Here is a 22,029-nt window from a genome sequence, read left to right as displayed (position 1 = left end):
AGTTAGAAAGTAACATTGATTCCCACCGTAAATGTACGCATGGTCGGATATTTATCCCGGCTATCGATGCCCGGACTCAATCCGGCACCACTATTAATGTTAATACCGGCTTGAGAACCACCACCGCTGGTTACCAGGCTAACTTCCGGATCAATCCCCTTGTAACCTGTAAGAATGAACGTGTTTAGCGATGAGAAATAGATCCGGGCTGATTGAATATATTTCACTCCCGTATTCTTAATATTGTAGCCCAGCGTGATGTTGTCAATCTTCCAGTAATCGCCATCTTCAACATAGTGACTATTAAATTCCTGAGGCGATTTCAATTGGGTTTTACCAAATACAGGGTCAAAAGCATTTTTCAACAAATTGTATTGGGTATAAGTCGGGTTTTCATACATCATGCGCTGGAAGTTGGCAACCTGAAATTTGAATGCCCCGCGTTGAGTTATGCTCAGATCCCAATTTTTATAACGAAAATCGTTTGTCCAGCCGGCATAATATTTTGGCAAACCATTACCAATCACTTTTTTATCACCAAATGAATGTGTGAAATCCGCGTATTTCACAGGTTCGCCATCTGCCCCTTCATATACCCACTGGCCGTAATTGGCTACATCATCCTGGTCGTCAGTAATATCAATCACTTTAAATCCATAGAAATTACCAATCGATTCGCCAACCCGCACGATGTGGGTAAAAGTTTGTACCGGAGGGCCTGTGTAACCGGTTGTAAAGTAATCGCTTGATGCCTGATAAATATCGTTTGACAAGCTTACCAGCTTGTTGCTGTTGGTCGAGAAAGTCACACCGGTATTCCATTCAAAATCAGTTGTTTTTACAGCGGTATAGTTTAGCATTATCTCCAAGCCTTTGTTTTCCATTTTACCCACGTTTGCCCTGGTGGTTGAATATAGGTTTGGCGGGCTGGGAACTGCATAGTCGAACAGCAATCCGTCAATTTTCCGGACATAGTAATCAATGGTACCTGATAGTTTCCGGTTCAACATGCTGAAATCAATACCGATATTTGTTTCATGCTTTTCTTCCCATCGCAAATCAGGGTTCGAATTTTGAGTTGGAATAAGTGTCCTGACCCATGTTCCGTTAGAAAAAACATATTGGTCATACCCAATTAACCCCACCCCTTTAAACAGATCGGAAGGTTGGGTTCCTGTTACCCCGTAACCAGCACGGACTTTAATATCGTTAAAAAGGGTCTGCCCTTTCATAAATGATTCGTTGGTTAATCTCCATCCCAACGAAATTGCCGGGAAAGTACCCCATGGATCTTCGGTGCCATACAGTTGGCTTGCGGCTTCGCGCCTAAGACTGGCCATCAGCAAATACTTGTCGTCATAATTATATGTTACACGGCCAAAGAAGCCAATCAGGTTAGTTTCAGAGTGATAGCTGGATTGTGGATTAGTTACATCACCATTTTTTGTGGCCTCTCCCAGCCCGATATTATAATAACCAAATTGATCGGTCGGGAAGTTCCAGTTTTCCATAGACATACTGGTGTATTCATTCTCCTGGTAACTGTAACCGGCAAGCACCTTAAACTGATGTTTGTCGATCACTTTACTGTACTCTGCTGTCAGTTCCGCCAGTTTATCCATTGATTCGGCAGCACCGATGGAGGCATATCCGTTACGGCTATCACGCAAAGTGGATATGTGTTGTTTTGTTTCGGAATAACCGCCATTTTGATTCCATTTTGAGAATGAAAGGATACTGGTGAATTTCAATCCTTCCACTGGAGTCAACGTAATGGTACTGTTAAATCGCGAAAGATGCTGATTCGTTTTTCCATTACTTTCATACAAATTCGAAACCGGGTTTTCGTATTCAAATTTGTTTATTTCCTGAAACCAATCCCCATTCTCGTCTTTTACAGGAGCAGTCGGGTTTTGTATCATGGACTGCCTGTAATTGTAGCCATTAAATCCGTTCAGCTTTTTGGTAGAGTTCAGAATATTGAGGTTAATTTTCAGTTTATCATCAAGCATATGATGGTTGATATCGGCCCGACCAATGAATGACTCATTGTATGACTTTAAAAACACACCTTCTGCTGAATTATAGTTCACATTTACAAGATAATTTGTTTTTGAGTTGCCACCCCTGATGGTTACATTATGGACATGGTTAATGGGTTGGCGGGAAATCTCATCCAACCAGTCGGTAGAAGACCCGAGATCTGTATTGGTACTCCGGAAACCTGCAGCTATCTGCTGCCGGAAATCAGCTGCAGTTGAAATATCAAGCTTCCTCGCAATAGACTGAATACTCGCGTAACTGCTATATTCAACCGAACTTTTATACGTACCGCTTGCCTGTCGTGTGGTAATCAAAACAACGCCATTTGTTGCGCGCGAACCGTAAATGGCGGCCGCAGAACCATCTTTCAACACATCAATAGACTCAATGTCCTGAGGGGCTACGGTCTTCATGTCACCGGGAATCCCGTCAATGAGGATTAACGGATTCATGCTAGCTCCCAATAAGGTGGTATTGCCCCGCAAAATAATTTGTGATGAGCCTGTAGGATCGCCGCTTGGGCTAATAACGGTCAAACCTGCAACTTTTCCTTGAATTAACTGTCCCGCATCCTTCACATTACCTTTTAAAAATTCATCCGATTTCACCGTGGCAACCGAACTGGTTACATCTGCTTTCTTCAAGGTACCATAACCGATGGCCACCACTTCCTCTATACCTATGGTTTCTTCCGAAAGTGAAACCGTGAACACGGTTTGGCCGCCAACCGGTAGTTCGAGGGTTTTCATTCCTACGAAGGAGAAAACCAGTACACCGGACGGGTCAACATTCGGCAACGAAAAGTTACCTTCGAAATCAGTGATTGTCCCGATAGCTGTGCCCTTCACCACAACGGTTACACCGGGCAGGGGCTGGCCGGAGACATCGGTCACCTTTCCGCTCACAACTTTCTGCTGTACCGACTGAAAATTAGCTGGCTGGTCGCCCGATAAAATAATCTGCCGGTTGTTGATGGTGTAATTGATATTGGTGCCTTCGAATAGAATATCGAGGACTTCGTTGATGGTTCTGTCTTTCAAATCGAGGGTAACCACTTTGTCCAGCGAAACGTTTTTGTTGTTGTAAAAAAAGAAGTAATTGCTTTCATCCTCAATTTGCTCCAACACTTGAGAGATTTTGGCCTTAGTCACTTTCAATTCCAGTTTTTGGGATTGAGCGTAATTGGTTGTTGCAAAGGTTTGCAAACCGGTCAGAATAGTTAGAAAAAGAGCTAGTCGCATAATTTTAAAGATTTTCCCGGCACAGGCAAATACATACCTATAGTCCGATAAGAACCAAGTTTTTTTCATAAATTTGATTTTTCATTGAGTTAGTTATTGATATAATTGATTCGCCAAAGGGCAGTGGTCGCAACACTGTCCTTTGTTTGTTTTAATTCCGGATGTTCACCTCCCTGTTTTTGATCTCAGTTTTAACAGATGTCGATATTTCAATCATTTTCAGCACTTCGCCCAGGGTTTCATCCTGGATGCTGGCTGTGTACAAAATGTCAGAACGCAGCAGCTCCGGGGCAACGTGGATTTCGCAATTGTACGAACGCTCCAGTTGCTTGGTTACCTCGGCAAGGGGCGTGTCTTTAAAGACCAGCCGTCCATCTTTCCAGGAAGTGGTCAAACGGGTATCCACCTTTTCGATCAGCAGCTTCTGCGTGTCTTTTTCAAAACGGGCTTGTTGCCCTGGTGCCAGGCGGGCAATTTCTTTTCCCTGTTTATCCTGAAGGGCAATGGCCCCTTGCTCCAGGGTAAAGCTCAAATGGTGGTCGTCGGTATAGCAGGCCACATCAAACGAAGTTCCCAGCACTTCCACATCCATATCGCCAACTGTTTCTACCCGGAACGGACAATCTTTATCAGGCGTTACGTTGAAATAGCCTTGCCCGGATAATTTAACAGTTCGCCTTCCCTGCTTGCCGAAGTTCACTGGATATTCCAGCGTACTGCCAGAATTCAGCCATACTTCGCTCTGATCAGGCAGAGTGAAATGCACCCTCGATCCGGGGCTCGCAAATACCTGCTGCATGACGAGCTCGCTTCCAGCATCAGACTGTTGGTGCAAGCGGTAAAACAAATAAACGGAACTAAGCAGTAAGGGAATAAATAAAACAGCGGCAATACGAACGAGATAGTCTTTCCAACCAATGGATCTGGTTTTTCCAGCTTGACCGGACAAAATCTTCAACCAAATATTATTCTTTAACTTTTTAAAATACGGGGTATCTGCTTCACTTGCTGAAACCTGAAGGTTTTCCCAATGCCGGGCCATCAGTTCATCCAACTCCCGGTCCCTGTAAGTTGAGGCAATATATTCCCGTAATGCTTCTTTTTCAACTCCATTCAGCTTCCCTTCATCCAATTTTCGAAGGTATTCGGTAAGGTTTATTTTGTGCTCCGGCTTCATATCCAAGTTGTGCTGTATGTAACGTTATACACACAACCCACATCCACCCCCTATTCCGGGATGCATTTTTTTCTACAAAAACAGATCGAAGAAGATCAACCCGGAGAAACCGTATTGGTGCAAGTATTTTCTGATTTCGGACAAGGCCGATGTCATCTGATTTTCAACGGTTTTAACTGAGACACCCAACTGTTGGGCAATTTCGGCATTCGTAAGATTTTTTTCGCGGCTCAGCAGGAAAACCTCTTTCCGTTTCGGGCTCAACTTTTCAACCGAAAGACGGTACGCCCTTTCCAACTCATTAAAATCAAGTTCTTCGTCCAGCAAAACATCCTTTTGCGGGTGCAGCTTGGTATAGGCAAAATAAACCTCTTCGTATTTCGATTTTCGGATGGTATTCAGAATCGCATTTTTGGCAATGGTGAAAATGAACGATTCCAGCGATTTGGTTTCCGAAAGCTCTTCCCGCACCTTCCAGATTTTCAGGAAAACTTCCTGAACGATCTCTTCCGCCTCAAAGGAATTGTGCAGATACCCCATCGAAAAGCGGTGGATGCGGGGGCCGTAAGCATCAAATAGTTCCCGGAAAGCTTCGGAAGAACCTTCCTTTAAATGAAGAATGGAATCTTGGTTTTTATGGGATAGTCTTTCGTTCAAGCTTGTCGTGATTTTTGACCAAATGTAATGTTTCTGAAAGAAAGTCTGAAGCTATCTGTGAAAAATGGAAACAGCTTGCCAGGCAGACCGGCTGCTGCCACCTACTACGACTAAGACCAGCAAGAAAAAACCGATTGAACTTCCTCACCGGATTCTTCCTTGCGGTATTTTATGCTATAAGAAACTTTTATTGGAGGATTTTCTCCAGTTCGGCTGCCATTTCCTCTACCAATTCGGGGTAATTCCCTGCCAGGTTAACAGATTCCTGAAGATCATCTTTCAAATGATAAAGTTGAGGAACATCTTCAAGCCCGCTTTCAACCTGTTTGTTTTTCATCCAGTCGGGAGTACCTCCGGTTTGCGGTTTGATATATTTCCAGTCGCCCTTTCGTAAGGCAAACGTATAGGCCTCTTCGAGCATCGATTCCCTCCCTGTTTCTGTTTTTCCCAACCAGGCATCCAAATGGTCCTGACTATCGGGTGCATCGCCGGGAGCAATTTCCTGTCCGGCCAGTTTTGCCAGCGAAGCATACAAATCAACCTGTGTAAGCATGGCCGAACTAACCTTAGGGGTCACTTTTCCAGGCCAGTAAACAATGGTGGGCATCCGTGTGCCGGCTTCGTAGATCGAATATTTGGCCCCTCTGAAAGGACCAGCCGGTTGGTGGTCACCTACCAGTTCAACAGCCATGTCGGCATAACCGTCATCCAGTACCGGGCCATTGTCACTCGAAAAGATGATGAGCGTATTTTCGGCGATACCAAGATCTTCAAGCTGTTTCACCAACTGCCCCACACACCAATCCATCTGTGCGATAGCATCACCACGTGGCCCCATTGTGCTTTGGCCAACAAACTGTTCGTTTACCACCCGGGGAACATGAATGTCATGAAAAGCAAAATACAGAAAGAATGGATTATCCTTATTTTCAGTCATGAATGTTTTGGCCTTCTCTGTTAACACAAACGGAAAATCTTCATCTTTCCACAGCGCCTTTTCACCGCCACTCATATAACCAATGCGGCTTATGCCATTAATGATGGTGTTGCTGTGTTGCGGGTCGGCCTGCTGTTTTAGCAGTTCCGGGTGCTCAGAACCCAACGGTAATCCGTCAACACGGCTACTATAACTAACAGTGATCGGATCGTTGGGATCGACGCCAACAACCCGCTGGTTTTCCAGGAACACACAAGGAACGCGGTCGCCGGTTGCCGGAATCAGAAAGCTGTAGTCGAAACCAATTTCTTTTGGCCCCGGTTTCACCTCTTCGTTCCAGTTTACTTGTCCCATGCCAAGTCCCAAGTGCCATTTGCCGATAACTCCGGTTGTATAGCCTGCATCTTTCAACATGGAAGCCAACGTCCCCTTATTGGGATCGATAATCAGCGGAGCATCACCTGGCAAAACGGCAGCCTGGTTCCGAAAAGCATAACTGCCCGTCAACAGGGAATACCGCGAGGGTGTACAGGTTGCAGCCGAACAGTGTGCATCCGTAAAATTGACACCATTCTTTGCCAATCGGTCAACATGTGGTGTTTGAACCCCCTTGGCTCCATTGATGCCAACATCGCCGAAGCCCAAATCATCTACATAAACAATCAAAACATTGGGCTTCTGCGGCGTTACCTCTTTTTTAGCCGTAGTACAGGCTGTGACGGTAGCCAGGCAAGTGGTAGTAAGTAGTAAATTTTTCATAATTGGTTCGTTCGAAGTATTTGAAGTAACTGCTAAATTAATTCATTCATCCAAAACCTGCCACCATTGGCTTCTGCAAAAAAAAATTAATTCACCTCCAATTCCTGCCAGCTTGGTAGTTTGGGGAACTTGGCGTGAGGTTCGGTTTGATACCAGAAAGCCACCGACGAAATATCCGATTTTTGTGGCAGGTAACGGCCGCCATGACGCCAACCCAAGTCCTGAATGGTGATGCGCAGGTCTTTTTTGAATCGTACCGGATCGAGAATGTGCCAGCGGTACAAGCCAAAACGCTGCTGCGATTTATAGGTTCCGTCGGGCCGGATCACCTGGTGTAACCCAGCGTATGGCGTGGTAAATTCCTTGTATTGTCCTCCCCTGTCAAAGTTGTACGAGCCACAGAAATAATCTTCGGTGCCGGTACCACAAATGGTGGGAAACTCCTTATCACCGTCCATGAAGAACTTGATTTCGCCTTCGCCCCACCAGCCGTTGTTATTCACGCCCCAGGCCATGTAAACGCCCACAAACTGCCCTTGCCCTTTGATGTTGTCAACAATGATATAGTCGGAAGTCATGTTCGGATTGGTGCGTCGAAACTGGGCATGAAAATAAGCCGCATCGTCAGGAACATCAGTCAGTGTGTAGTCAATCTGGTAGTACAAGCGCATTTCATCCTGATCATTGATATTCTCCATGGTAATCCGACACTTCTTGCGGAAAGGCATTTGCCAGTAGCAGTTGAACGCACTGCCTGGATTTACACAAATAGCCTGCGAACTCAAGGGTGCATATTCATTCCAGCCCATGGCAAAAAAATCACCAACCGGCACTTCAACCGAGGGTTCCGTTTCATCATCCCAATACATGCGAATAATGGAAAACTTCCAGTTTCCTGTAGGCGTCATCCAGATGTGCTGAATGGCACCCGGACCATCAATTTCGGCCAGGGTAAACGTTTCGCCCGGCTTGATAATAATGAACGGGTTCACCTTCCAACCTTGTCCCAAATCACGGGCAGCATGATGGGCATTCGCCACGTTGCGCTGATCGCTGTCGGACGGTTTGGCCATACCACCTTTCCCCATTTCGCCGGTGAAATTCTCCGGACTAATCGACCGTGTTTCCGCATCGGACAATCGATACAAATTTCCCATGTTCATGTCCAAACCATTGAAGCTGCCCTGGGCAAAAACTTCAAAGGCCATACAGCAAATTAGTAATAAGAAACTTAGCTTTTTCATAATTTATACGGTTTAATGTTTAGTTAAAATCATAGTCCTCCAACGATCAGACTTCAAATAGCGATTAAAAACTCATCAGAAGTTTCCCCGAAATGTTTCGCGCCAATCGGCCAGTCTGGAAAGAAACTCATTGCAGCACTTGGCTGAAATTCCTACTGTCAGCTCGATAAAAAAATCCTCCCTGAATAGAAATACTTCGGGGAGGATTTTGATTTCTTGCTGATTGTGAGGAAAAATATTCAGCAGGTATACCGCTTCCTAATTTTTCTTCTTGTGCTTATTGAATGATCTGCAAGGTTCCAAACAGAACAATGAATCAGACTATTACTCATCCAATGTTAAGCTTTTAATCAGATCCACCTCTTCCTGACTGTAAGGCTTTCCATCGGGATGGAAAATCTCATGAAACCAGAGTGGTGGTTCCGATCCATCGGGAATAGGCTCATCCCAGGCATATTTCGTGTTTGATTTTCCAGCCACCAGCCCCCAATTGATTGCACCAATATTATCCTTCTTCAGAATTGGCATAATGTTCTGGAACAAACTATTGTTGCGACGCGCCATGTATTCGGTACAAACCATCGGCCGATTGTAGGCTTTCAGCGAGTCGATCGCGGCCTGGTGTTTGTCCGGTCCTTCGTAGTTGTGGTAGGTAATGATGTCGGAGTTCTCCACCTGAAATTTATTCAGGTCAGATAGCGAAAGGTTCCAAACGCCAACGGACATAGGCTGAGAGGGACGAATTTCCCAGCCCCATTCGAACACTTGTTTCAGCAGCGGCATCGATTTGTTGCCATAGCCCGAATTCCCGGGTTCGTTGTACAAATCCCACATCACAATTCGCTGGTCATCTTTAAACGAAGTGAGAATATCTTTCACGTACGTTTCGAGCGTTGTGATCAGTTCAGGTTGTTCGTGCAGCAAATCGCCCGGATCACGCACCCATCCCGAGTTGTGGACACCCGGCTTGGGCTCGGGTTGTTTGCCTGCCTGGTAAGTGGCATTCCAACAGTCATCAAAAAACACAAAAATGGTTTTGATGCCGTGGCTGTCGGCTATACTCAGGTACTGGTTCATCCGGTCTTTCAGGCCTTCCTGATCCACTTCCCAGGCCACATGATGCAGATACACCCGCATACAGTTCATGCCAATTTCTTCGGCCCAGCCCAACTCGCGATCGATGGTTTCCGGGTCGAAGGTTTCGGCTTGCCAGGTTTCCAATTGGTTGATGGCCGTGCTGGGATTGAAGTTGCAGCCCCGCAGCCAACCATGTTCATTGCTCCAGCCTTGGGCCTGTTCGACGGTCCAGATTTTCACTGCCGGCTCTTCGTCCGTTTGTTCGCTTTGTTTCGTCTTACTCTGGCAAGCCCCCAAAAGAAGCACTACGGCCAGCAGCATTAAAAAAGTTTGTGATTTCATTCGTATAAAAATTTGTTTTTTCTAATAAACCTTGTCACGTACTCATGGAATAGCCATTTATTCATTTTCGGTTTGTATGAGCTTCTGTTCTTATGGCTATTTCACCATGTTATGATTTTGGAATGATTGATTTTATTCGTTCTCAGCTTTTTCAATTTCTATTTCCCCGGAAGGTCGGTCAATTTCTTTTCCAGCAGGAACGGGTGTTCCGAAGTTAGGCGTTCCATCAGCATTCCAGGTAAAGGGTTGCATACGTACATTGCGGTCCCATCCCGGCTCAGTTGTTTTTTTAGAGTGGTAAATGATCCAATCCTCGGTACCATCGGGAGACTTAACAAAAGAGACATGCCCTACCCCATGCACCAGTGGTGTTCCCTCGAAAACAGGGCCTTTTTTAGTCCAGTTGGCCGGATCGAGCAGATTGCCATCGGGATCATTCAACTGGAGCATACCTTGCCGGTACTCTTTCAACCACGACTCGCGGCAGGAATACACTACGAATACCTGGTCTCCATTTTTCAGGATTTGTGGCCCTTCATTCAAATCCAGCGGACCGCCGGTTTCCCAGCTTTCTTCGGGCGACGACAGCAATACGCGCGTGCCTTTCAACGTATAGGGGTTTTCCATTTCCTGGATGTATAAATGTTGCGGCGTGGCATCTGTATCGCGTTGTTCCTTCCAGCCCGACCAAATGGCGAACAGTTTCCCACCATGCTCCAGAACGGTCATGTCGATGGCCCAAACATTGCTTTCCGGATCTTCAGGATTGTCGCCTGTATAGAGCATGCCCATGTCTTCGTAATCGCTGAAAACATCGGCTGTTTTGGAACGAAGAACACCCGTCCGTTGATTAATAAACGGAGAACCCGGGGTACTGCCTGCAGCATAATAGACATACCAGTGCCCGTCAATAAAATGAATTTCGGGCGCCCACACGCAGTTACTGTTCCAACCGCTGGCCGGCGCCTGCCAGACTCGTTTCAACACGCCTTTTCGGGTGAGGTATTTAGACCGTGAAATCATAATGGAATTGTTGGCCGAGTAGCAATACACATAATCATCGCCCTGTTGGGTCATCCAGGGATCGGCTCCATCCCAGACCGGGTTGGCAAAGGTGGTTTTTACTTTTTCTTCGGTAAGGACTTCGGTTTTGCCACATTGAACAAACAGCATAAGCCCCAGCAACGTAATTGGTATTGATTTTATCATCTTTCTATGTCGTTTTAATTATCGAAACGTAACACGGCACCAGGTGTTGGATGCTTCAGCAACTGAATTCACCAGGTTTTCTTCTTGAATACCTGCGCTTTGACTGTAATTTACCAAGCCCAGGTTGATGCGAAAATCCGCTAGCTTATTTTGTTGAATGGCTGCTAATGGAATTTCAAACTCAATTTGATAACCAGTATCCGATTTTGTTTTTGCCACAGCCTGTACACCATCCAGTTCAACTTCTTTCCATTGTCCCCGATCTCCCTTTTCTAATTTTGTTTCACCCTTGAAATTACACCAAAACCGGCACAATCCCTCACCTGGCTCCAGCAAGTTCTGATTGTTTGCATCTAAATACAAATACACCCCATCGGCACGAATCCTGTTATTCGAATCGGAAGTTAACTGGCTGTCATTCACATTAACGCCAATAAACAGCTTGTCATCATGGTGGCGAATTGCTGCCCGAAGATTGGCTTCTCCCTGGTGTCCGATAAAAATTGGGAAATCAGCGCCCCATTCATTTATATTCCCATCAACCTGTATATCGCCGGCGACAGCCTTTAGCTCAGGAATAAGGTGGCCTTTGATAATCCACACTTCACAATTCGGACTTCGGAAACTGGTGGTAGCTGCCGCAACAATGGTACGTTCATCCCACAATGAAATTGAATTCCATTTGGCTTCCCGGTCCAGGGGAACGGCAAACGGCCGGCTCAGCTTCGTAAAGTTGCTCCCCGTTTGATCGCCAATGGCCACTTCCATGGTTGAGCGCTCCCAGTCGGTGGTTCGCCCGCTTGTTGTTTGATACGACAAGATTACTTCGCCCGAGGGAAGTTTCATGAGATAAGGTGCACCCGCATAAATGTCGTCGGGAAGCGGTTTCAGCAAAGCGGATTCCCGGTGGGGAGAATTGGCCAAAACCGGGGTTTTCCAATTCTCGGAAACTTTGCTTCGTACGATATATGGCTTAAACTGTCCGATTTTGTTGTCTTCAATGGCCACAAGAATTTCATCGTTGACCAGCAAGGGAACCGGCATGCCATCGCGCCGTCCTTCGCGAAAGCAAACGGTCTTGACGTCTTCACTCCAGCTCATCCCGTTATCTGTAGAATGGATCATAGAAATATTTTGCTCATCAGATGTCCGGAAGGGGCTTTCGTTGGCAAAATATACCTGGAGTTCGCCATTGGGCAGTTGCAGAAAAGCAGGCTCCCAGCAGCCGTCTCTAAAGCGTGGACCGGCTTCATAAATTACCTGACTTTCGCTCCAGCTTTGGCCGCCATCGGTACTGCGCCGGATGGCAATGGCAAAGGGGGCGATTTCGTCTTTTGCCGGGCGATAATTGCAAGCCATCACCAGGTCGCCATTCTGCAGCTGGATCAGCTCGGTATTGGCGATGTTCACATCGGTCGATTCTCCCTGATTGTTGGTGTAAGTATGCTTTTGGAAGGTGAGCACCGGCTGACTCCAGTGCTTTCCATTGTCTGTGCTTTCTACCATTTCGCCGTTGCCTTGCGTTTCATAAACGGCTATCAGGCGGCCATCATTCAGCCGGCGAACACGCGGATAGCCCACCCAGCCTAAGGTGCGATCTCCCTGTGGGGCCAGTTTTTGCATGGAACTGTAATCCCAGGCAATTCGGATTCCGTCAACGGGGTCACCGGTAAGGGGTTTGTAAGTATCTGCCGGATCGTCACTTTTGTTGCATCCTCCTGCAAACAGGCACATAGCCAGATATCCTATTAGTCCAAACATGCGTCCTTTCATTTTTTTAATTCAGGTGTCATAAAATTTTCATCAATCACCATCACTTCCTGACCATCACGGTTTTCAAAGCCGACCGTGCTGATATACATGTGGCGCGGATGAATCCGATCTTTACTGTTGTGTGCGTGAAAGACAACCCGCAGGTTTCCGTCCTTATCGGTAAACATGGCGCTGTGTCCTACGCCCACCAGATCTTCCGGTTTTTGCAGAATGGGATTCTGCGCATACTTTGTCCAAGGTCCGGTGATTGCCGGAGCGGTGGCAAAGCCAATACCGTAAAATAGACTTTCGTAGCTGTTGGCCGAGTAAGTCATGTAGTAAGTGTCGTTGTGTTTCAACACAAAAGCACCTTCGTTTACCCGTGGCCACACTTCCTCCCAGGCTTGCGATACATTGATGCACTTGACCATGGTTTCGGGTTTGATTTGGATGAGGTCATCTTCCAGCTCTGCCACCCAAATGTTCAGTCCGTCGTTAAAGCGATCGAACAGCAGAAAAGGCGTCCCGTCGTCATCGATAAACAAGGAGTTGTCGATACACTTTTCATCTTCGATCATCGGTTTTAGCACTTCCTGCTTGAATGGCCCGAGCGGAGAATTGCTGGTAGCCACACAAATATGTTCGTCAGCCGAATAGTACATGTAGAATTTGCCATTCACGTGATACACTTCGGGTGCCCAAAACCAGCGGTCGGCCCACACGTGCGACTTGTGCAAAGCCAGTCCGGCAGGTGCTTCTGCCGGCACTTCCCAAGTCTGCAAGTCGTTGGAAACAAAAACGGCGATGCCATCATTCGACAGGGTTCCATAAGCATAATAAGTTCCTTCATGAAGCATGATAAACGGATCGCCCAATGGAACTTTGGTAATTTGATCCTCGACTTCATCGATTTCACGATCAGAATTATCGTCTTTGCATGAAGAAATCTGTACAAGAAATAATAACATCAAATAAGTTAGGAATATCTTTTTCATCATCGGTTTGATATTTTGCATTACGGGATTATAAACTAATACAACTTGATGGGCTAAAACTCTTTAAAAAAAAAATTGAAGCCTCGTTTGCCCTAAAAGAGAAATTTGCAGAGGCAAACCGTCAAAGTCAGGTTGTTTAATATGCTTTCAAATCATGATCAGTGGACTAGTTTTGAGTTGCTAAGGGCACAATGACCTGATCGGCCTCAACGCTGAATTTATAGAGGCCAGTTTCAGCATCCCACTCCTTCACCACCGGAACTATTCTTGTTCTTCTGGGGCTTACCTGGTCCTCGTTAAAATGAACATGATACACATAGTATAATTGACCGTCGAGCCCTTCAAAAAAATCGCCATGCCCTGAGCCATTTTCACCAACGATGGAACGGTGGATAATCGGGCTGCCTTTTTGTTTAATCCAAGGTCCGTTGGGAGAATCTGCCACAGCATAGCCCACCGCGTAGTCGATGTTCATAAAGTGGTTGGCAGAATAGAACAGGTAGTATTTGTCCTTTAACTTAAAAACAGTTGGCCCCTCCATAATTGGCGATGACTCATAATTCGGAGTGGCTTCCCATTCCTCAGTCTGGCGAAGACATTGCCGAAGTGTTTCGGGCTTAATTTGGCCTTTCTCCAGATCGAACTCGGCTACCCACAAATAATTACCGTTGTTGAATCGCACATGGTAGAGATAGTACTTCCCATCATCTTCAAAAATGAAAGAGTCGATATTCTTTTCAGAATCATCGATGGGGAGAACGTCCTTCTGGCGATATGGACCCAACACTGAGTTAGACTGGGTCAGCACGGTTTGCTCGTTGGCAGTGTAGGTTAGATAATAAGTAGCATCTACTTTTAATATTTGTGGCGCCCAAAAGCCGCTTTCGCCAAAGGCCTGATCACCCTTGGTCATGATCATGTGTAGCCCATCCGTTGCGCCTGCCGGCGGATACCAGTTTTTCAGGTCTTTGGACTCCAATACCGAAAAACCCGACGGCCCTCCCCGATGTCCGCCGGTACCTGTCAGGTAATATTTGCCACCATCGACATGGATCGTGGGATCTGCATAAAATATTTCCTTCTTTTCCTGTGCTGCCACCTGTATGGCAATCATCAATATCAGCGAGCAGATGATTATGTGTTTCATTTTCCTGTCATTTTAAGTTTCCTATTCCATTACCATGCCGAAATGATCGATCAACTGGTCATACTCATTCTTCGAAATTGTGATCATGCAGCCATGCCTCACCGCAGGAGGAAAGCTGTATTTGTCCCAATCGCTATGGAAAGTATAGCCTGAAGCCTGGTACCAGGGGCCATTCATATTATCCGCAATCGACAATCCATACGAAACGCCCGGATATTGCTCATAATACAGGTACCAGACTCTGTTATCGGGTGACGGAATGAGCATCGGCGCTTCTCTGAAATTCGGGCTGATTGACGGTCCCGGCTCTGAATATGGCCCCAGTAAAGACGGAGCTTTTGCGATGCGAATGGTCTTTCCGGTTGTCCAGTAAAGTGTCGGATAGGTTTCATCTTTTAAAATAGCATAATAGTTTTCTCCTATTTTTCGAATAAAAACATCGATGGTTCCCATGTCCCAGCTAAACAAACGTGTCGGATGCTCTGAAAATACCTTTAAATCGTTTGACAGCACGTATAAGGTTCGCTGGCTGGCCCAGTAGCGTTCTGCATCTTCCTTTGTGCCTTCCTTATGTGGCGTGTGCCATGTAACGATGTATTGTTTCAAACCCTGATCAAAATATACTTTGGGTGCTCCAATCCGCTGCAGAGCATAGGAATAATCGGGCGTACTTTTTAGATCCGGCGTATAGGTACTGTATTTTTCCCATGCAATTAAATCGTCAGAAACCCAAAAGTTAATATCGGGAGAGCTATCTCCCCTGTTCCCTGCAATGTAGTAGCGTCCGTCATGGCCTTTGCAAATGTCGGGATGCCCGTGATACTCGTCAAACACCTGTTTACGGTCATTCAGGGCGTACCAGTGCAATCCGTCAAGACTAACGGAATAATAGAGTTTCCCGTAATCCTGATGCGTCATGTGAGCAAACAAATACGCTTGATTTATCGCATCCGCGGGGTTTTCAACTTGCCCCGGCGAATTGGGTTGTTGGGCGCTTGAACTATTGAAAATCGAAACCAATACAATGGTCAAATGTAGCGCGGTAAGTTTAACTGCTTTCATACGTTACGATTTCATTCATTTTTAAAAAATTGAACATCGAAGACAAGCTATTTTGAAATTAAGCTAATTCTCATCAAAGACAATGGAGGTATTGAACATTTGATTTGATTTCGTTTCACTGAGATTTCATCAAAAAGCGGAGCAATTTTTTCAGGTTGATCCCAGCTATTTCGCAAGGCGAGATCATTACAGCGTATGATTATTAGCTCCGCATCCTTTTCTACTTCAAAGCCGTCCAACTTCAGCTCAACGTCCTGTGCCACATTGGCATCGCGATTACAGATAAAAACTGAAGTTGTGCTGCCGTTCTCATCCATCAAAGCAACAGCGTCAACCACCGGCATATTTTCTCTTCGGATCACATATTTTCCAGAGCTGTCAAATATTGGTGCGGTAGTGTTGACATCCAGAGGTATTGTTCCGTTCTGGCTCGCATACATCAGGTGGCTCCAGTAAACCGGTTCGGTATAAACGATTCCCCGCTCCTTTCTCAATCCGCCCCCATGATTCATTAGCGCAGACCGGGTAACCAACTCCACCAGTCCATTACTCCGGATACAGGTATTGATAATTCCTGAATACCACAAGGCCCCGCTGATGCTAGTCACGTTGCCAACCGAGCGCGGTTGTGGCCAATCCATCAATTCAGTGATGGCAACTTTGGGCTTTACATTAGCCTCTTGCATGGGCTCTACTACCAGTTTTTGCAAGAAACTGGGATAGTTTTCAATAAAAGCAACCAAATCTTTCCAAACCTCCACCGGATCTGCCTCTCTGTCAACTGCTCTGCCAACCAGGGAGTGAACCGAAATCGATCTCACCAAATCCCCATTGTATTCCATCAGCTTATCATTCCATTTCGGGTCTACTCCCCGGCTAATCAATTCAGATTTCTCCAACACCTGGATCAATCCGTTCGCGATCAATGAAATGCTTGAGTCTGCTTTCATCAGTTCCGGTGCAAAGGCAGCATAGCGCCTGGCATATCCGTCACCATCGGTAAACCCTATTTGCCAGTCGCCGCAAAGCTCGTTGCCAACTTCCCATATTTTCACGTTGTAGGGTTCTTCATTTCCGTTTTCCGCTCTCAACCGCCCCATCGGCGTAGTGGCAGGATCGTTGCAATATTTCACCCAGTTTGCTGCTTCCTCCGGGGTGCCGTTGCCAGCGTTTACGCAAATCATTGGCTCGGCACCAATCAGTTTGCATAAATTGATCCATTCATCCGTTCCGACGTGGTTCCATTCCATCTCATGCCAGGCAGGGTTGGGCAACACCGGACGTTGATCAATCGGGCCAATGCCATCCATCCAGTGGTAGCCACTTACAAAATTGCCGCCGGGGAAACGAAGCAAAGGAAGTTCCATCTTCTTCAATAATTCCACCAGCTCTGGTTCCCAGCCTTCCAAATGATCATCCGGAAAGCACAATATCCGTGAAAATTCGGTTACGGTGCCCGGCTCGACGACCAGGCGCAACAAATATGGATCGCCTTTTTGGTGCCCGGCTGTTGCAAGAGTTACCTTCTTTTTTAAGGTTTGCCAAGAGGAGTTCAATGCAAAAGTAGCCTCACCAATGATTGATTTTTCAAGGTTCAAAAATTGCAGAACAACTTCTGTCTGATTTTCAGAACGGGCTGTCAAAGTTACTTCATAACCGTCTGTCCGGTGAAGCGGCAGAAATACGCCTGTCTCCAGATAGCCCGTCTGATCTCCTGCTCTTAGTTGCTGAAAATCGTGCATGCCCTCTTTCAGCAGCCTTCCGTTCAAATTTCCGGAGGATGCCCAATAGGCTGCAAATCCGTTTTTCGACTCACTAGTCAAAGTCGGCAGGTCAAAGGTTTCCTGAAAGTTTTTCAACTTTCTTTCCATTCTGTCGCCGTAGTCACGCACAGGCCAATAATCTGCGGAAACAAATTCCGGGTTTTCCACCACCTGTGCCCAGGCACCCTGATACACATTATTGTCGATGTGCTCGGTAAATAAACCAAATAAATTCGGGGATATGGGTTGTCCTTTCTTGTTCGCATTAACCGTTATACTCACCTGAGCAACGGCAGCATGGATAATAATTAGGCCCAATAACGTCACGAGTATTTTTATCGATCTCATAATTAACGAGTTTAGTCTAGTTTAAAAAGATTTTCTAAAACGAATTATTGTAAGTGATTTCGGCTCAAAAACATATTCTCCCTGCAAATCCAGGTGGGTTTCTTCAACGTGTGGCACCTCGGCATAAGGCCGCTTCGGTGTATTCTTCACCTTTCCGTCGCTGCTTAAGCTGGTTATCGTTGCGTTCACCGTCCTGTTTTCTTCGCCAAACTGAAGCTTTGTTGCAACCGACTCTTCCCGAAGGTTTATCACCTTAACCACCAATTCATTGGCTTCGGAGTCGAATCCTGCTGACGAAAACAAATATTTCTCACTGAGAGCAACCGCATTGCCGTCATTCAAGAATTTTGAATCATACCACACATCTGTTTTATTATCACGAAAGAGTTTCGACAGGTAATAATTGAATGTTTTGAAGCTTTTTGAATTGGTATGAAACAAGAGCGGATTGCCACGGCCCTCTACAAAATCCCAGTTCCGCATCAGCGGACGATCGGCCATCATCGGTTTCAAATCGGCATTTCGTTCCATGGCCATCATAAAAACCGCTTCGCCAAGTACATCCAGCGGATGTGTTCCCCGGATTCCCAATTCTCCGATAAACAAATCGGGTCCCGGACGTTGATATTGATCAAACTTGTAATAATTTTCAACGACCCACGGAATATCTTTGTAATAATGCTCATCGAAAATCGTAACGGTTGAAGGATCGACGAATTCAGCGATCCTTTCCCTTTTTTTATCCGCATCCTTACTTTGGCCGATGATGCTGTTTGCGATAATCGTTAGCTGGGGATATTTTGAGTTTACAGCGCGGTAAATTGCGTCGTAATTCCGGTAATAAGCCGGGCCGAAATCCTCATTTCCAATTTCAATATACTTTAGAGGAAATGGTTTCGGGTGACCATTTGCCGCTCGCTTGCTTCCCCACTCTGAATCGACCGGGCCAATGGCATATTCAATGGCATCCAAAACATCCTGAATATAGTCCTGAACATCAACATCGGGATGGTGATACCCGTCTTTTTCATCAGACGGATGAACCCAGCCGGTGCATACCAAACCCGAAGGGGTTACGTACATCGCATCGCAATGAAGGTATTCGCAAAGCTCGTAAAACTCATGGTACCCCAAACCGTCCGTCCTGTAGTTGGGCTCCCATTTCGACCAAGCTCCGGGACGTTTTGCAGGGTCGCCAATGGTTTCTTTCCAATGGTACATGGTTTCCACATTCACGCCATGCACCAAACATCCACCCGGGAAACGAAGAAAATCTGGGGCATAATCGATCAGGTTTTTCATGATATCCGACCTGAACACCGATTTTCCATCATTCCAGGTGTCTCCTGGAAACAGGGATACAACATCCAAAAAAACAGAACCTTCACCCGCCGGCTCAATGCATAGCATTCCGTTCGTGGTTGTTTTTTCTGCTTCAAAAACAAACGAAAATTTCGCCCAATCTTTGGGAAGTTTGTCAACTTCAAATTGGTCCGAGATTTTTCGACCTGTCGAATCGCACAAAACAAGGTTCAGTTTTCCGTTAAAATCTTCGGCCCGGGAATAAAACGACAGTTTGTACCGGTTACCCTGCTTAAAGTACATCCCGAAGAAACCGGTATTGACCACCCCGGAAATCCCGGCCGTAGCTTTTCCACTTGACTTAACCTGCAGAGCGTGTGGATTAGATGGATTCAGCGGATGAGTATTAACAATTTTTAGTTCTATGTCTCGTGTATTCCCGGGAAATTTGCTCCATCCGACAAGCGGGTCGATCGAATAGACTCTTTTTCGTGGATTATCCCCTTCCTGTGGAATGCCCACATACCTGCCATCCTCCACTTCCAGCCCGCGGGGCGGGTTGGCTTCTTCAAACGCCCGGTTGCGAACCATTTCGGCATATAAACCGCCTTCACCGATCATGCCAATTTCTTCGTAATGCCAGCCGTATTCAATCGGAGAAACTTTTTTCGAATTGGCCAAATCAATTTTAAGTACGTTTTTGGTCTCTACTGTTTGACCGAAACTTAAAAAGGAAGTGTAGCCAAATAGGCTAAGAATGACAACAGTAAGCTTTATTCGTTTCATATCGTATTTTTTTAGATTGGTGAAAGTCATCACACTAAGTTTTGCTGAATAAAAGATGCTGCCCGTGTTTTGGTTGGTACAGCCCACATAATTTCTTACTTAGTTTGTCAAAATCAATCGATCGGAATAAGTTTTGTTTTCAGATACTATTCTCATGAAATAGATTCCGCTTGCCAGATCATCCAAATCAATCCTGCCATCCTGCACTGGTTGCAATGATGTAACTGTCCGACCGTTCAGGTCGAACAACTGAAATTGTCCTTCAAGTTCCATTGCTTTCGTCGTAAACTCAATACTATTGACTGCAGGATTTGGGTAAAAGAGATTAAAGTCAGGCTGGTACTTAAGAGAATGGACATCAGTCTCTTGTCCTCCATAGCTTTCTGTAAGCCCCTCAGTCATGATGGACTGTATCTGTTCAGGGCTAAGCACTTCTCTTGTCCAGAATAGTTCGTCGAGGCTGCCATTGAAATAAGTTCTGTCTTCAGTTTTGAAGGCTCCCAAGACAAATGGTCCTACCGATTTTTCGGTACCAAAGGCTGCGATTCCTTTTAGTATCCCATTGATATAAATGCTTTTAATCCCCTTCTCAGCATCGAAAACTACAGCGACATGATACCAAGTTTGCGACTCAATCGCATCAAAGCTTTGCACACGCATTCCACTCTCGAAAGAACTAGGCAGGTCGTCTTTCAGAACTTCCATCATAATCCTGCCGGGAGGCGTGCCACCTAACGGATCTTTTTGGTGCAAAATGGTCATCGCCTCACTATTGGCATTGGTTGATTGATCCATTTTTAGCCATACTCCCAAGGTGCTGCTTTCTGATCCTACATTGATGATGCTATCTTGTTGCGTCACAAAAACCGTGTTGTTAAAATGTAACGCTTTTCCAAATTTACCTTCCGAATAAGTTTCTGTTCCCTTGCTTAAATTGAACTCGATATTTTCAGGTGAAGCATCCGTCAAGTTATCATCAAACCCAAAAGCCATAAAAATTTTTTCGGGGTCCGGAGGTAAAGGTGTATTATTCTGGCTTAAGTCAATGTCTTGAATTTTGAGGAAATCATCAATAAAGGCATAATTAAACTGTTTCTGTCCTGTTTGCGGGTCGTCTTCGATGGTCGTTGCGGCGATTAGGTTATTCAGCAGCCACGGCACTGTATTCTCATTGAAATTGAGCCCCCAGCTAATTTGGTATGAATAGGTGGCAACATGGAAAGATTCATATTGAGACAGGAGTTCATAGGTTTCCCAAAGATAGTTCTTCCTTTGTTCGAACCAGGAACAACTACTCAAAAAGTCATCCCATTCCTCTTTCGTCCGGCGATTATTCAGTGCGTTGGAAATGTATTGATGCACCAACATATCAGTTGAATAGCCATATTGGGATGCAAATTCGGAGGAAATGAGATCGCTGGTATGATCCTGCCACCAAAAAACCAGTGAAAACTCAGTAATCAAAATTTTCTGATCCTCTCTGATTTTATCATTTGCATAGCTGTACATCGAAACAATGTCGTTGTATTCTTTGTGATGAATATGTAAATCGACACCTTCAATCCATGGTGCTTCTTTTACAAATTCAAACATCTTAAGAACTCCCTCAGTATTCCTGTAAAAATCATATAGCCTGTTAAAAGCTCCAAAATAAATCGGGATATCTTCTTTCCCCGCTCTGTATTCGTGAACCCTATTACACATATATTGATAAAACGGAGCCAGCTTCGTGTTTCGTTCATAATCATTCATGGACTCAATATAGGGTTCGTTGCCAACAACAATAATGTCAATCTTTCCCCAAACACGATCCAGAAAACGCTCAAGAAACTCGTTATAAGCGGCTATTTCAGCACTTACTGTGTCGGGATAGGATTTGTTGTGGAAATTCCATTTAATGCTGAGAATGGTCTTGTACCCGGAGTTTTTCAGGTTTAAAAAATCTTCGAGCTGGTCATCCGGATCGGTGAGACGATCCGGATTTTCATAATATGGAAAGAAATCAAAAAATCCCCGAACCCAAGTGGTTTCTGTCCGGTCTAGTTTGGCAACATCTTCGGCGTGAAACAGTGACTCATTGAAATTCACGCCCATTTCTTGTGCTTGCATCAAGAACGAAGGGAGCATCAAAAAAAGTGTAAAGATTCCTTTTATGACAAATTCTTTTAAAATCATTGAACTCAATTTT

General features: G+C 45.5%; 14 protein-coding genes. All 14 read right to left on the bottom strand.

Going from position 1 to position 22,029, the window contains the following annotated elements; genetic code table 11:
- Window positions 1-2: 2 nt before the first annotated feature.
- Window positions 3-3,353 (bottom strand): SusC/RagA family TonB-linked outer membrane protein, encoded by a 3,351-nt coding sequence (locus N2K84_RS02615; RefSeq protein WP_282590212.1) that lies wholly within the window; start codon window positions 3,351-3,353, stop codon window positions 3-5.
- Between the two features lie 82 nt (window positions 3,354-3,435).
- Window positions 3,436-4,461 carry a FecR family protein gene (locus tag N2K84_RS02610; protein WP_282590211.1) on the bottom strand — a complete coding sequence of 342 codons (1,026 nt, stop codon included), beginning with the start codon at window positions 4,459-4,461 and terminating at the stop codon, window positions 3,436-3,438.
- Window positions 4,462-4,533: 72 nt separating this feature from the next.
- Window positions 4,534-5,118 carry an RNA polymerase sigma-70 factor gene (locus N2K84_RS02605; RefSeq protein ID WP_282590210.1) on the bottom strand — a complete coding sequence of 195 codons (585 nt, stop codon included), beginning with the start codon at window positions 5,116-5,118 and terminating at the stop codon, window positions 4,534-4,536.
- A 187-nt stretch (window positions 5,119-5,305) separates the two neighbouring features.
- A complete protein-coding gene (locus N2K84_RS02600) occupies window positions 5,306-6,814 on the bottom strand; it encodes a sulfatase family protein (RefSeq protein WP_282590209.1) in 1,509 nt (502 codons plus the stop codon).
- 86 nt (window positions 6,815-6,900) lie between these two features.
- Window positions 6,901-8,058: a glycoside hydrolase family 172 protein gene (locus tag N2K84_RS02595; RefSeq protein WP_282590208.1), complete on the bottom strand. Its 1,158-nt coding sequence runs from the start codon at window positions 8,056-8,058 to the stop codon at window positions 6,901-6,903.
- 324 nt (window positions 8,059-8,382) lie between these two features.
- Window positions 8,383-9,477, bottom strand: coding sequence for a cellulase family glycosylhydrolase (locus N2K84_RS02590; protein ID WP_282590207.1), 1,095 nt, complete (start codon window positions 9,475-9,477; stop codon window positions 8,383-8,385).
- Between the two features lie 132 nt (window positions 9,478-9,609).
- The gene (locus tag N2K84_RS02585; RefSeq protein WP_282590206.1) at window positions 9,610-10,686 is read right to left on the bottom strand and encodes a glycoside hydrolase family 43 protein; all 1,077 of its coding nucleotides are present in this window, start codon (window positions 10,684-10,686) and stop codon (window positions 9,610-9,612) included.
- 18 nt (window positions 10,687-10,704) lie between these two features.
- Window positions 10,705-12,447: an exo-alpha-sialidase gene (locus tag N2K84_RS02580; protein ID WP_282590205.1), complete on the bottom strand. Its 1,743-nt coding sequence runs from the start codon at window positions 12,445-12,447 to the stop codon at window positions 10,705-10,707.
- Between the two features lie 8 nt (window positions 12,448-12,455).
- Complete coding sequence (locus N2K84_RS02575; RefSeq protein WP_282590204.1) at window positions 12,456-13,436, bottom strand: glycoside hydrolase family 43 protein; 981 nt, start codon at window positions 13,434-13,436, stop codon at window positions 12,456-12,458.
- A gap of 163 nt (window positions 13,437-13,599) precedes the next feature.
- On the bottom strand, window positions 13,600-14,580 hold the full coding sequence (locus N2K84_RS02570) for a glycoside hydrolase family 43 protein (RefSeq protein WP_282590203.1): 981 nt from the start codon (window positions 14,578-14,580) through the stop codon (window positions 13,600-13,602).
- Window positions 14,581-14,601: 21 nt separating this feature from the next.
- The gene (locus N2K84_RS02565) at window positions 14,602-15,642 is read right to left on the bottom strand and encodes a glycoside hydrolase family protein (RefSeq protein WP_282590202.1); all 1,041 of its coding nucleotides are present in this window, start codon (window positions 15,640-15,642) and stop codon (window positions 14,602-14,604) included.
- A 47-nt stretch (window positions 15,643-15,689) separates the two neighbouring features.
- The gene (locus N2K84_RS02560) at window positions 15,690-17,753 is read right to left on the bottom strand and encodes an alpha-L-arabinofuranosidase C-terminal domain-containing protein (protein ID WP_282590201.1); all 2,064 of its coding nucleotides are present in this window, start codon (window positions 17,751-17,753) and stop codon (window positions 15,690-15,692) included.
- Window positions 17,754-17,774: 21 nt separating this feature from the next.
- Window positions 17,775-19,841 (bottom strand): alpha-L-arabinofuranosidase C-terminal domain-containing protein, encoded by a 2,067-nt coding sequence (locus tag N2K84_RS02555; protein WP_282590200.1) that lies wholly within the window; start codon window positions 19,839-19,841, stop codon window positions 17,775-17,777.
- A 99-nt stretch (window positions 19,842-19,940) separates the two neighbouring features.
- The gene (locus N2K84_RS02550) at window positions 19,941-22,016 is read right to left on the bottom strand and encodes a LamG-like jellyroll fold domain-containing protein (RefSeq protein WP_282590199.1); all 2,076 of its coding nucleotides are present in this window, start codon (window positions 22,014-22,016) and stop codon (window positions 19,941-19,943) included.
- Window positions 22,017-22,029 lie beyond the last annotated feature (13 nt).

This window comes from Gaoshiqia sediminis (genome assembly GCF_025907915.1).
In the GTDB taxonomy this organism is placed as follows: Bacteria; Bacteroidota; Bacteroidia; order Bacteroidales; family Prolixibacteraceae; genus Gaoshiqia; species Gaoshiqia sediminis.
This window is presented reverse-complemented; position numbering and strand designations above follow the sequence as displayed.